The organism is Listeria grandensis FSL F6-0971 (assembly GCF_000525835.1).
Classification (GTDB): Bacteria; Bacillota; Bacilli; order Lactobacillales; family Listeriaceae; genus Listeria_A; species Listeria_A grandensis.
Window position 1 is genome coordinate 33,123 of record NZ_AODD01000025.1, and the last position, 14,100, is coordinate 47,222.

8 protein-coding genes, 1 pseudogene and 1 riboswitch are annotated in these 14,100 nt (G+C 43.3%); of the genes and pseudogenes, 1 reads left to right on the forward strand and 8 read right to left on the reverse strand.

Annotation, left to right across the window (positions count from 1 at the left end; genetic code table 11):
• Position 1: 1 nt before the first annotated feature.
• From menD to PGRAN_RS17340, 3 genes and pseudogenes are all read right to left on the reverse strand, one after another.
• A pseudogene (gene menD / locus PGRAN_RS12805) lies at positions 2-1,743 on the reverse strand (2-succinyl-5-enolpyruvyl-6-hydroxy-3-cyclohexene-1-carboxylic-acid synthase).
• Positions 1,730-2,743: an isochorismate synthase gene (locus PGRAN_RS12810; protein ID WP_241433351.1), complete on the reverse strand. Its 1,014-nt coding sequence runs from the start codon at positions 2,741-2,743 to the stop codon at positions 1,730-1,732. Before PGRAN_RS12810 ends, menD begins: the two are co-directional and overlap by 14 nt.
• Positions 2,658-3,125 carry an isochorismate synthase gene (locus PGRAN_RS17340; protein ID WP_241433352.1) on the reverse strand — a complete coding sequence of 156 codons (468 nt, stop codon included), beginning with the start codon at positions 3,123-3,125 and terminating at the stop codon, positions 2,658-2,660. Before PGRAN_RS17340 ends, PGRAN_RS12810 begins: the two co-directional genes overlap by 86 nt.
• 196 nt (positions 3,126-3,321) lie before the next feature.
• Here PGRAN_RS17340 and PGRAN_RS12815 point away from each other — a divergent pair, with 196 nt between their 5' ends.
• Positions 3,322-4,266 carry a 1,4-dihydroxy-2-naphthoate polyprenyltransferase gene (locus PGRAN_RS12815; protein ID WP_036067568.1) on the forward strand — a complete coding sequence of 315 codons (945 nt, stop codon included), beginning with the start codon at positions 3,322-3,324 and terminating at the stop codon, positions 4,264-4,266.
• A gap of 115 nt (positions 4,267-4,381) precedes the next feature.
• On the opposite strand, the gene PGRAN_RS15850 is transcribed toward PGRAN_RS12815, so the two are convergent.
• The 5 genes from PGRAN_RS15850 to metE all read right to left on the reverse strand — a co-directional run bounded on the left by PGRAN_RS15850 (position 4,382) and on the right by metE (position 13,722).
• On the reverse strand, positions 4,382-6,829 hold the full coding sequence (locus PGRAN_RS15850; protein WP_077914683.1) for a M60 family metallopeptidase: 2,448 nt from the start codon (positions 6,827-6,829) through the stop codon (positions 4,382-4,384).
• A gap of 397 nt (positions 6,830-7,226) precedes the next feature.
• Complete coding sequence (locus PGRAN_RS12825) at positions 7,227-9,074, reverse strand: bifunctional homocysteine S-methyltransferase/methylenetetrahydrofolate reductase (RefSeq protein ID WP_036067569.1); 1,848 nt, start codon at positions 9,072-9,074, stop codon at positions 7,227-7,229.
• Positions 9,074-10,246 carry a cystathionine beta-lyase gene (gene metC / locus PGRAN_RS12830; RefSeq protein ID WP_036067570.1) on the reverse strand — a complete coding sequence of 391 codons (1,173 nt, stop codon included), beginning with the start codon at positions 10,244-10,246 and terminating at the stop codon, positions 9,074-9,076. The genes PGRAN_RS12825 and metC overlap by 1 nt, the downstream gene beginning before the upstream one ends.
• Positions 10,239-11,366: an aminotransferase class I/II-fold pyridoxal phosphate-dependent enzyme gene (locus PGRAN_RS12835; protein ID WP_036067588.1), complete on the reverse strand. Its 1,128-nt coding sequence runs from the start codon at positions 11,364-11,366 to the stop codon at positions 10,239-10,241. Before PGRAN_RS12835 ends, metC begins: the two co-directional genes overlap by 8 nt.
• 73 nt (positions 11,367-11,439) lie before the next feature.
• Positions 11,440-13,722, reverse strand: a complete 2,283-nt coding sequence (gene metE / locus PGRAN_RS12840; protein WP_036067573.1) for a 5-methyltetrahydropteroyltriglutamate--homocysteine S-methyltransferase — start codon at positions 13,720-13,722, stop codon at positions 11,440-11,442.
• Positions 13,723-13,817: 95 nt separating this feature from the next.
• Positions 13,818-13,924, reverse strand: a riboswitch (SAM riboswitch).
• Positions 13,925-14,100 lie beyond the last annotated feature (176 nt).

Here is a 14,100-nt window from a genome sequence, read left to right on the forward strand (position 1 = left end):
TTTATACCAACTCCGCACGAATCGCCGTCTTAATTGCTTCCCATAAAGCCCGATGACTATCCACATTTTCATACCGATTCGTCTTCACCTCAATGATATCCAGCCCCTTATGGAAATGAGCCTGATCAAACGCATCATGAAGCTCATCCCAATTCCGCGCCTCATGAAAATCACCTTCGTAAAGCGCCGCAGCATAACGGAAATCAATATCTGCTCCCGTTCCAAACAACGTCTCAAAATACTTTGGCTCAGACGCTTGTGGTAAGAACGAGAAGATCCCGCCACCATTATTATTCACCACAATGATCGTCAAGTTTAACCCATATTTTTTCGCCATCAAAAGCCCATTCATATCATGATAAAACGATAGATCGCCAATCAATAAATACATCGGCTGTTCCGTCAAGCTCGCACCAAGCGCCGAAGAGATCACACCGTCAATACCATTCGCACCGCGATTAGCAAGCATACGTATCTGTTTATCCACCTGTGCAAAATACGTATCGACATCACGAATCGGCATACTGTTACCGATGAACAAACCTGCCTTCTCCGGAATCCATTCACGCAGATCATACACAAGCTTTCCTTCATCCAGCACATCAAGCCTCTCCATATGCGCACTGATAACTGTTTTCACTTTTGCATTTAACGTTTTCCAAGATGCTGCCCAATCAGGCGCAGTCTTGTCTTGCCAACCATCCGTCAGCGCACCGACGAGGAAATGTTCATCGCAATGGATCATGTTGGTTACCGCTTTAATTGGATCTTTCCACGCCGCACCAGGATCAACGACGTAAAACATCACATCCTCTAGCGCCTCCAACCATTTCATAAGCGGTTTTGAAACCGGCATCGCACCAAAGCGAATCACGACTTCTGGCCGCAAAGCCGTGCGCGCCTCCTCCTCTTGCAAAATCGCATCATACTGGTCAATCACCGCATCACTAAGCGCGCCATAACTGCGTAACTGCGACAATGGATCCGCCAAAATCGGCCAACCAATTTGCTCCGCGAGCGCTACTAATTTCGGCGAAAAGGCCTTTTTATCCAGTGGTCCTGCGACAAAAACGCCACGTTTCCCAGCACACGCCTCAATAATTTGCGCGATCACAGCGTCTTCTAGCACCTCATGCGTATAATAAATATGCACATGGCGACGTTTCTTTTCCGTCACTGCAAACGGCGACGGCTCCAAAACCGGCATCAACGGTTCGCGCAACGGAAAGTTCAAATGAACCGGCCCACGCGGCGCATTCATCGCGATATCGACAGCCTTCGAACCGTGCCATTTTGCAAACCGCAACATCTCCGTCGAATTTTCGGGCATCGCCATATCCGTGAAATCTTTGACATGCGTCCCAAATAGGCGCACCTGATCCATCGCCTGCGGTGCCCCAACATTGCGTAACTCATGCGGCCGATCCGCCGTCAAAACAAGCAAAGGAACCTGCGACAAGTTCGCTTCTGCTACCGCCGGAAAATAATTCGCCGCCGCCGTTCCCGACGTGCATAACAAGACCACTGGTCGCTTCGAAGCCTTCGCAATCCCCAGTGCAAAAAATCCCGCCGAGCGTTCATCTACATCCACATAAATTTTTAGTGTCGGATGTTCTGCCATCAATAAAGCAATCGGCGTTGAGCGCGAACCAGGCTAATAACAGCTTCCTTCACACCAGCCTGTACCAATTCCTCAATAAAAGCCGCCAAATACTCCGTCATGACCTGTCTATGATCGTTCATGTACTTTACCTCCTAATACCCGCAACATCGGCTGAAACTTAATCGCCGTCTCCGCAAGCTCTTCTGTTGGTACCGAATCCGCCACAATACCGCATCCTGCATACAGCAGTGCATTCGTATCGACAGTGAGCGCTGAGCGAATAGCAACCGCAAACTCACCACGATCTAGCGGGTCAATCCAACCAATCGGTGCCCCGTAGAAACCACGATCCATCTCTTCTTTCAAACGAATGACCCCCATGGCCTCCGCTTGCGGCCAACCACCAAGCGCTGGTGTCGGATGAAGCGCCCGTAAGACATCCAGCAACTTCGCCTCGCCTCGGCGTCCCGAAACCGTCATATATAAATGCTGAATATCCCGATTCTTAAGCAATACCGGGCTCGCCGAAACCCGTACATCCTCACAAAATCGCGCCATCGTTTCCTTAATCATCTCTACAACAAAATGGTGTTCCGCCAAGTTCTTCGCATCACTAAGTAGCGTTTCACCGAACATCGCGTCCTCACTCGCCGACACGCCGCGCGCAATCGACCCTGCGACACAAGCAGACTCCAAATGAGACTCATCCGCCAACAATAAACGCTCAGGCGTCGCACCAAAGAAAGTACTCGCTCCATTTTCCAACACGAAACAATAACTATTCCCCTGCTGCTCCTCCATATTCGCAATGATAACACTACTCGAAAGGAATCCATCAAATCCAAGTCGCATCCGCCGAGCCAATACAACTTTCTGCATATCAGGCGTTTCTTGCAATAAGCTCACAACCTCCGTTGCAGCATCCAGCCAAGCCTCCTCCGCCAAACGCTCCTCAAAAATACAAGTCACTTCTGGGTCACATCCAACTGGCGACACGGCAATGTTATCCCACTGCGCCATCACAGTCTCCACTTTCGCATAATCATCCGCCTCTTTAAGCCACAGATTCACCGATAAATAGCAACGATTCTCCTTTTCCGTCACTAAAAAAAAGTGGCAAATAAAAAAATCCTTCCCCAAACTTCTCCCATTCAGGTGCTGTATCATGCTGATCATCAAAACGAAACCCACCAAAATAAACGGCTCCACAAGCGATTTCCTCACTGTTTGTTACCGTCTTTCTGAGCACCTGCTCTTTTCTCGTATGTAATGCTAAAAACCTCTCCTGCCCCTGCTCCACGCACAACTGATCCATAACACCAAGACCCGCAAGTCGCAGCGTCCGCTCTTTATTTTGCCAGAAAAAACGCTCGCCTTTAAAAAAATTATTCCCTTGATCAAAAATGCGCTTTGCCTCACCATCAGGAATCTCTGAAACCCAGCTTAATAACACATCATCCTGTTGCGAAATTTGTTTACGCTTTGCCTGCTCAAATAGCTCTATCGGCAATGTTAAACCCATATAACTCATCTCTCCTTCATTGCCTTCACTCACCCATCCATTATAACAAAAGCCATCCATTTTTACACCTCTAGACACTTTACAAAAACGGGAGCAATCAGCCTTTAAAAAAGAATTATCCCATAATTATTGACTAATAGCGAAATAATGCCTAAAATTGAACAAGTATAAAGCTTTTATAAAAGGAGAGAAACACATGGCACACGGTACAAAATCAGCTATTGTAAGACATTCTGGATTCCATAAATGGTGGATGTTACTACGTCCGCACACACTGGTCGCATCTTTTGTCCCAGTATTTTTAGGAACAACAGTCGCAATGAGCTACGAAAGTTTTCATTTTACGCGCTTTTTAGTCATGCTAATATCCTGTTTCCTTATTCAGACCTCTGCCAACCTCTTTAATGAATATTACGACTTCAAAAAAGGGCAAGACGATGAGCATACAGTAGGAAACGGCGGCGCAATTGTCCGAAACGGGATGAAGCCAGGCTTTATTTTATTCCTAGCCATTTTTCTATACGTATTAGCGATTCTTGGTGGTATTTACTTATGTATGGACGTGAATAATTGGTGGATTGGGTTACTCGGTATTATTTCGATGGTAGTCGGATATTTATACACCGGTGGACCATATCCAATTGCTTACACACCGTTTGGCGAGATCATGGCAGGCTTCTTTATGGGAGGTATTATCACATTCATTTCCTTCTATATTCAAGCCGGATTTATTAGCTCATTCATCGTCTACGTATCGATTCCAGTGATGGTGCTAGTTGGTAACTTATTACTCGCCAACAGCATCCGCGATTTGGAGCCTGACAAAGCAAACGGTCGCCTAACACTCGCGATTTTACTAGGCCGAAAAGGAGCACTGATTCTCTTCACATTAGCCTTTATTTTCGCGTATGTTTGGGAAATCGCGCTCATCTTTACGATCCAAGCAACACCTTGGATTCTGATCATTTTACTCAGCGTTCCAGAAGCCATCAAAGCCGTTCGCCGCTTCATCGGAAAAAGCGTACCGATTACAATGGTTCCTGCGATGAAAGCAACGAGTAAAGCACTCACACTCTTTGGAATCCTGCTTGCAGTGGCATTCCTCATCAGCCTATTAAGTGCAAATATGGTTGATTTTTAAAATAGGGAATCTAGAAAATTTAACAAAGAAAGAGAGACCGCATATCCTTTTCAATCAGGATATACAGTCTCTCTTTCTTTATAGCCTAGTACTCCATAATTTAAATTCCTAAACTTTACTTTGTAAGCTCTACAATTTTATATGATTTATGCGGTAATCTCACTTCAAGATAAAATTTGTCCCCTTTCACTAAAGCCGTACTGATACGCCAGCTATTATTTGAAAAAACAGAAGAATAAGCTGTACCATAATGCATTTCTGCAGTATAGATATCATTCTTCACAGCTACAATTTGATATTGTTGATAAGTAGCATTAGCAAAAATTGTTTCTATTTTCAAGCTATCATTTACCGCTACTGATTGAATCATACCCTTTAATAAATCTCTTTGTACGTGATCAAACAGACTCATTAACATTGCTTTTTGTTTGGTACTACTATAGTTATTGATATCTATTAAAATATCATTCAATCCCTCCTGGTTCACTGTATTTTTAATAGAACCTGAAACATCATACATATCTTCTAAAGCGTTTTTTATCTTTATCACTTTTCCAGAAATAACATTTACAGTATACGTTTTGTCAGGTAGCCTAAATTCGAAGCGAAGTATATCGCTATCCGCTAAATTTCCAACCGTTGTTTTCCAATTTAGATTTTGCGTGCTAGAATAATAGGGGTTTCCATTATTGATTTCCGAGATGTACTTTCCATTCTTCGTAAGTACAGTGTGATAATTTTTGTACACATTGCTTGCCCATGCCACATTTACTTGTTGATTTTTGTAGGAGATATCACGAATCAAGCCCTCTAAAAGTAATCTTTGTCCTTTCTCATGTAATTTCAACAAGGGTTCTTGATTCGAGCTTTTTTGAATCGCTTGTAGCAGGAGGTTTAATGTCCCTTGCCCTACGCCTTGTTGTAACTCCGATTGTGTGCTGTCTGTGAATAACTGATTTAATTGGTTTTCAATATTTTGATCATATGAATTATAGGTTTTTAACACATGGGCCCCTTCATGATGAACCACTACTTGAAATTGATCGGTAGATAGAACGGGTGTATGAATTGAAAAAACATAGCCTTCTCTTTCAATTTTCCGCTCCCCACCAGAAGAATTACCATCTATTACTTCGCCAATATAGTTGTTATTTTTCGTAACTACATACTTATATCCTTTTATCCAATCCATGTCTAACGTAATTTTTAATAGATTATCTCTCGATTCTATTTTTTTAACTACTTGTTTAAAATATGGCAATTGTGGCACATATTTCACTTGAGGTAAGTTGAGATGGTATTTTTTTGTATTTGTATTTTCCCAGATAGGTTCATCTAAAATAGGGAGCTGATTTAATAGCTCTTTCGTATCTGCATCCGCCAGAAGTCCCCACTTTTCAAAAAAAGGGATTAGATTAATTTGCGCTAGTTGTGAAGATTGGATAATGAGCACCTGTTTTTTCTCATCTGTTGAATTCGGCTGCTTTTCTAAAAGACGATATTTTTGGTGTAATTGAGGATAAAAGCTATCTCCAAAAACATCCATGAGTTGTCCATATAATCCCATTTTTATATTATTATCTTGTTTATCGTATTCCTTTTTTTCGATCGGCAGATTTAAATAGTTTCGAATAGCTGGATAGTGCGAATCAAGTGCTGTTAATTTCCCCGTGATTTCTTTTTGAACAGCCATAGAATAAATATTAACAGTGGATTCTGTTGCAGCACTCCAAGTCATAGGGGCTAACTGTCTTTGATGACCGCTCTCATGCCATACTCCCCAACCATTGTCTGTTGTTAAAAGGCGTTGTAAAGCAGCATCACCGTAAAATCCCATATACTCATTGGTAGCAAACATATACCCATGATCTGATTCTACAAAATGCTGTAAATGTTGCGCTGCCAAATAATCTTCGCGTCCTTCCACCACAGTCCCTTCTACCTTATTTTGAGCATCTAAAAACTGTTCATAATATGTCATTAGCTTCTCTGGATTCTTTACATATTTTTGGGCATTCGCATAGCTGACAGTGATCAATGCTTTTTTACTCACAAATTGTACAATACTTGCATTTTTATACTGTGCCATTTGCTTTGCAAAATCCTCATTAGTAGTCTGTTCTAATACGAAAAATGGTATATTATCATGCTTCGAGTTAACTGCAAAAATAATTTTTCCTGATTCTTGACGGTTAATAAAAGATAACACACCACTCCTATCAGCTGTGATAACATTTTCTCCTCTATCCACGCTAGTTTTCATAATTCCAGTAGGTGTCCCCGGAGTTCCAACAGCCAGTAGTATTCCCGTCGAGCTCCCTGTACCTCCAGAAACAGAAACCCTTATTTGTTCACCCTTTTTCACATAATATTGCGTTGGAGTAAGCTCTGAAAATTTACGTACTCTTTCCAATCGCTTCCTCTCGTTTTCAATGCTTCCCTTTCCACTTACTGTAACGATGTTCTTTGCTTCTTCCGCATGCACTTTGTGTGTGGTAATAACCAGCATACAACATGCAAATAAAAATAAAGATACTCCCCATATACAAACTTTAGTTTTCATTAATTTCCCCTTCTTTCTTTTGCATTAGATTTCCTCTCTATTATACCTTTATTAATTACTACATTTTAACCTATTTCTGGAATACATTCAGATGAAATTCACGGAATATATATATTATTCGCACAAAATGGACACATTTCAAAAAAGCAAAGTGTATAAACTAAATATCAATCGCACACCCTACTGTACTATTCAAATACTACCAAAATCAGTTTTTCCTTTTCATACAGCACTTTTACTAAACCAGAATACCTTCCAGTTTCAATTTGATCGCTGCTTGTTCCTATACAAAAAAGCACCCCCTGCGGATTCATTGTACATGAATTCAACAAGTAATGCTTTTTTATTTTATCCCACGATAGTAGGTCCGTTCCAATTCAGGTAACTCATCTTTTCGTTATACTGTTTGTTCACTAGCTTCTTTGCTCTGTACATATTTCGTTAATTCAATCGATAAATCATAGCGCAAGAACGGCGTTATAATGTAGACACCATTAAAATGTTCACAAATTGCATCGATAATTTCCTTCGCAATCGCCATCCCTTCTTCTCGCCCTGTTCCATTTTTATCAGCCTCTCGCATTCTTTCCCTGACCTCGTCTGTCAAACGAATCCCAGGAACTTCATTATGCAGAAACTCGGCATTTCGACTCGAAAGTAACGGCATTACCCCAACAAAAACAGGGACAGTAATACCCGCCTCGACTAGCGCCTCTTTCAACTGTACTGCTTTTTCCGTATCATAAATCGGTTGCGTAATAATATAATCCGCGCCATACTCGACTTTTCGTTCAATTAAACGCACCGCTTTATCTAACTTCAACACATTCGGATTAAAAGCCGCAGCTACTTGGAACCTAGCTTTCTCCTTCAGCGATTTCCCCGTGTATGAAATCCCATCATTGAATTTTTTTATCAGCTGTACAAGTTCTACCGATCGCAGGTCAAATACCGACGATGCACCTGGAAAGTCACCAACTTTACTCGGATCTCCCGTCACGGCTAGCACATCTTGAATCCCCAACTTATGAAAACCCATGATATGCGAATGCATCCCAATCAAATTATGATCGCGCGTCGTCAAATGGATCAGCGGGCGGATATCATACTCATGCTTCAGAATCGCGGCGAGTGCCATGTTGCTAATCCGCGGTGTCGCAAGCGAATTATCCGAAATCGTAATCGCATCCACGCCCGCCTCATCAAGCTCTTTCGCCCCTTCGAAAAACTTCGCCGTATCAAACGTCCGCGGTGGATCAAGCTCGACCAACACGGTAAACTGATCCTTCACTTTGTCTGTTAACCGAACGCCTGCATCTTCCGCCACCTCAAGTTCCGCTAGTTCCAAAATTGGATAAACCACTTTGGACATCACAGGTTCGAGCGATTTTAGACCTCTACGCAACGCCCGAATATGGTCCGGTGTCGTCCCGCAACATCCACCAATAAGCCGTACACCTTCTTGCCTAAAAATCTCACCATACTGCTCAAAATAATCGGTTTCTGTCTGATAGACGACTTTTCCTTCGTCCATCTGTGGCAAACTCGCATTCGGATACGCCGCCAAATAAGCATTTTCGAGTAGCGGCACACTCTCAAGTGCTTTGGCCATGTGATACGGACCAAGTCGGCAATTTGCACCAACCACATCTGCACCCAAATCCGCCAATTCCTGGAGCGCCGAAGCTAGCGTCTGCCCGCTTTGTAAAAGCCCTGGTTCATGCATCGATACATTCGCCACGATTGGCAAATCCGTTGTCTCCCGCGTAATTTTTAACACCGTTTTCAGTTCATCTAAATCATAATACGTCTCTAGCAAAATCGCGTCCACGCCTTCTAGTAACAAACAATACAACTGCTCCCGAAAACTACGCTTAATCTCCTCCATGTCTGGCGCCGAAATTCGGGCATCATTCGCACCATGAATCCCACCAATCGTCCCAAAAATATAAACACCCGTCCCGCGCGTTGCTTCTTTTGCATGCCGCACAGCCGCTTGGTTAATTTTTTTAATATCGTCCTGCAAACCGTAACGCGAAAGCTTGATATAATTCGCGCTATACGTATTTGTTTGGATAATATCCGCCCCCGCCTCGATGTAAGCCCGATGGATTGCAACGATATCATCTGGATGCGATAAATTCAATTCTTCAAAGGAACGGTCAACCCCATAAGAATAAAGTAGTGTACCCATTGCACCATCAGCAATTAAAACCTTTTCACTTAAATCGCGGCGTAGATTCATCAACGAGCACTCCTTTCTACTGTATACGCGAGCGCTTGCTTGAAGTCTGCAATGACATCAGCCACATCCTCAAGCCCCGCCGAAAAACGTAATAGTCCTGGTGTAATACCGAGTTTCAACCGTTCTTCTTCCGGAATCGCCGCATGAGACATCCTCGCTGGGTACGATAAAATACTCTCCACCGCACCTAAACTCACCGAAAAAACTGGCAGTTTCACATGATTCACAAACTGGCGCGCCGCCTCCTCACTTCCAAGATCGAACGATAAAACGGCACCTGCTGAATCCGCTTGTTGCTGTTGGATTGCATAATCCGGATGCGTCGTAAGTCCCGGATAAAAAACCGCCTTCACGCGATCATCTGCCTGCAAAAATTCCGCCAAGGTCTGCGCCGACGCCGTACCCACATCCATCCGAACCGCCAATGTTTTGAGACCACGCAATAATAACCAGCAATCTTGGACCCCAAGCACGCCTCCCGTTGAGTTTTGCATGAAATATACTTGTTTAGCCAACGCCTCATTATTCGTCACCACAAGCCCCGCTAAAATATCGCTATGTCCACCGATAAACTTCGTCGCGCTGTGCACCACCAAATCCGCGCCCAAATCAAGCGGTCGTTGCAAAGCTGGTGTCAAAAACGTATTATCGACAAATGTATAACAATCATGCGCCTTCGCAAGTCGCGCGACAGCCGCAATATCCGTCACACGCATCAATGGATTCGATGGCGTTTCTACATAAACCAGCTTCGTATTCTCCTGAAAAGCCGCCGCAACAGCATCCAAATTCCCCATATCAACAAATGTATGCGTGATTCCAAATCGTGGTAAAACCTGCTCCGTCAGACGAAACGTGCCACCGTACACATCACCAGAAATAATAAAATGATCGCCCTGCGACAACGTCAAAAGCGCAGCTGAGATCGCAGCCATACCCGTTGCAAACGCAAAACCATGCGTCCCATTTTCTAATTTAGCAATCGCCTCTTCCACGGCTTGACGCGTTGGATTCCCCGATCTCGCATAATCAAATTCGTGATAATTATCAAAATCCGGCTGATGAAATGTCGAGGACAAATGAAGCGGCGTATTCAGTGCCCCAGTCGCCTCATCGATTCCAAGGCTCGCATGCACCACCTTCGTATTAAAAGAAATATTCTCCTTACTCATGCACGCTCACCCCCTTCTTCAACACACTTGCAAATGCTTGATCCAAATCCGCAATCAAATCATCACTATTTTCGATTCCTACCGAGATTCGTAACAACTCATCCGTCAAACCATACGATTCTCGTAATTCCCTCGGCACATCTGCATGCGTCTGCGTCACCGGATACGTAATCAAGCTCTCCACGCCACCCAAACTCTCCGCAAAAGTAAACAACTCAAGGCTTCGTAATAGCGGCGAAACAAGCGTTGCATCCTTTATCAGGAAACTGACCATGCCACCTTTTCCTGGATAAAGTACTTTTGTCACAGCCGCGTGACCTTCCAAAAACTCCGCCACTTTTCGTGCATTTTTCTGATGTTGCTCCACTCGCAGAACGAGCGTCTTCAGTCCTCTCATCAACAACCAGCTATCAAAAGGCGAAAGCACCGCACCAATCGAATTATGGAAATCACGCAATTGTATCGCTAATTCCTCATCCTTTACGATCACTGCACCCGCCAACACATCATTATGCCCACCCAAATACTTCGTTGCACTATGAAAAACAATATCCGCACCCAGATCCAGTGGTTGTTGCAAAATTGGCGTCAAAAACGTATTATCCACAATTACCAGCAAACCATGCTTCTTCGCAAAAGCTACAACCTCCGCCAAATCAGTTTCCACCATCAAAGGATTTGTAGGTGTCTCAATGAAAACAGCTTTCGTTGCCGGTGTTACCAATCCTTCCAAATCAGCAATATCCGTTGTCTCCCAGTATGAAAAATCAATCTTATACTTCTTCGCAATCAATTCAAAATAACGATATGTACCACCATATAAATCACGCGAAGAAATAATATGATCGCCACTCGCAAACAACGTAAAGATAAGCTGAATCGCGCTCATTCCAGAACTTGTTGCAAAACCAGCCGTCCCATTTTCAAGCGTTGCAAGCGATTCCTCTAAAACTTCCCGCGTTGGGTTACCCGTTCTCGTATAATCATATCCCGTTGAAACACCTAGATCTTCATGACGGTATGCAGTCGACAAATAAATCGGCATATTCACAGCACCAGTCGCCCCACTTTTTCGATTTCCAATTTGCGCTACAATTGTTTCTTTGTTTAACTTTGTCAATCCAATCTCCTCCATCCAATTAAAAAGCGCCAGGAGTAGCAACATGATGCCGTTCCTAGCGCCTTATTTCCTATTATTTTGTCACTTTGTACTCTTCGCGAATCTCCTTCGTGGCATTGACCATGTCTTGCAGTGCCGCGATTGTTTCCTTCTCTTTACGCGTTTTCAAGCCACAATCTGGATTCACCCAGAATTGACGCGCATCGATTACTTTTAAAGCTCTACGAATATTGCCTTGAATCTCGCCAGTTGTTGGTACCCGTGGACTATGAATGTCGTACACACCTAGGCCAATCTCTTTATCATACGCAACTTTTTCAAACGTCTCGATAATCTCACCATGGCTCCGAGACGTTTCAATCGAGATCACATCCGCATCAAGCGCACTAATCGTATCGATAATATCCTCAAATTCGGCATAACACATATGCGTATGAATTTGCGTATCATTTTTAACCGAAGTCGTTGTCAATTTAAAAGAGTAAACGGCATCATCCAAATATTTTTTCCATCTCGAACGCTTCAGTGGTAAACCTTCACGAAGTGCGGGCTCATCGACTTGAATCACACGAATTCCAGCTGCTTCCAGTGCCTCCACCTCTTTGCGCAGCGCCAAACCAACTTGATTCGCAACCACATAATCCGGCACATCATCACGTACAAACGACCAATTGATAATAGTCACTGGCGCCGTCAACATTCCCTTCACAGGCCGATTCGTTAGCGATTGTGCGTAGACACTCTCTTTCACCGTAATCGTTTCCGTGAAGGCCACATCCCCATAAACCAATGGTGGACGTACCGCACGCGAACCATATGACTGCACCCAACCAAATTTCGTTGCTTGGAAACCATCCAACTTCTGACCAAAATACTCAACCATATCCGTTCTTTCAAACTCACCATGCACAAGCACATCTAAGTCTAAATCCTCTTGAATCCGGATCCAACGTTCCGTTTCCGCTTCAATAAACTTCTCATACTCCGCATCCGTAATCACTTTTTTCAACCAATCCGAACGTTTTTTCCGAACCTCAGGTGATTGCGGGAAACTACCGATCGTCGTCGTTGGCAATAAAGGCAACTGCAACCACTCATGTTGCAACCTGATCCGCTCTGCAAACGGTAAATCACGCTTCACTTCCACATTCTCCAAGTTGCGTATTGCTTCTTGAACCGCCGCATTATTTCGATGATGTGAACCATTTATAGCATCAAGTCCAGCCTTTGCATTCGCGAATTCCGCTGCCACATCCTCCGCATTAAGCGCCTTCGTCAACGCCACTAGCTCTGCCAACTTCTCATCAGCAAATGACAAACCTCCAAGCAACACCCCATCTAAATCAGGCTCACTCGCTTTAGTCACCGGCACATGTAACAACGAACTCGACGGTTGCACGATTAAGCGCTCTTTAGGTACCACTTTTGCAATCCGTTCCAGTAATGCCAATTTCGCATCCAAATCCGCACGCCACACATTACGCCCATCAATCACACCAGCAGCCAAAATCTTATCCGCTGGGAATCCAAATTTTTCTAAAGCCTCGATAGATTCACCATGATCATGCACAAAATCTACGCCAATCGCATCCACAGGTAGTTTCACAACCTCTTCAAAATAATCAAGACTTTCGAAATAGGTTTGCAATTCAATCTTCAATTTAGGTGCAACATTCTTGAATGAAGTATACACTTCCTCAAACCAAGCCAACTCCTCCTTCTCAAAACTAGTGGCCAAGTAAGGCTCATCAATCTGCACCCATTTCGCACCAGCCGTCTCAAGCTCCTTCAAAACCTGACCATAAAGTGGCACCAACTGATCTAGTAACCCTTTAAAATCATCGTTTCCCTTCGCTAATTTCAAATACGTAATCGGACCAACAAGAACAGGCTTACCATCAATCCCTAGCTCCCGCTTCGCTTCCTCGTAATAAAACAACGCACGATTCTCCGTCAATTGTGGTTTTGCATCCGAAAGCTCCGGCACAATGTAATGATAATTCGTATTAAACCATTTCGTCATTTCAGAGGCCACCGCATCATCCTTACCACGAGCAATCTCGAAATATGTATCTAGACCTACTTTCCCAGACTCATAATTAAAACGTTTTGGCACAATACCAAAAGTAACACTCGTATCTAAAATATGATCATAAAAAGAAAAGTCCCCAACAGGAATCAAATCAATCCCCTTATCCTGCTGTTTCTTCAAAGCATGTAAACGCAATTCTTTAGTTTCAGAAAGTAATTGCTCTTCTGAAATCTTATGGTTCCAATAATTCTCAAGCGCCTTCTTCCATTCCCGTTTCTCCCCTAAACGTGGATACCCTAAATTTGAACTTTGAACTTTTGCCATTTCACATCACCATTCCTTCTCTTTTTTTCATATAAAAAACCTCTCCAGTAAGACCAGAGAGGTTACGAATATCCGAAATACGAACACGTTTCACTCTCTTATCTTTCGAAGCATCACACTTCGCAGGATTTAGCACCTTTTCAAAAAAATGAAAGGTTGCCGGGTTTCACAGGGCCAGTCCCTCTACCACTCACAATAAGAGTTTCATATGAAATTGAAATTACATCCAGTTCGAATGTATTGAACTTATATTACCATCCCACCAAATTCCTGTCAACTAAAAAATTATCCTAAAGAAGAATTTTTTCTGCATATTCCCCCAAAAAACAAAGCTAAAGAAAGCCACAAGCAAGAGCCCCCGTAATAACAAAATAAAAA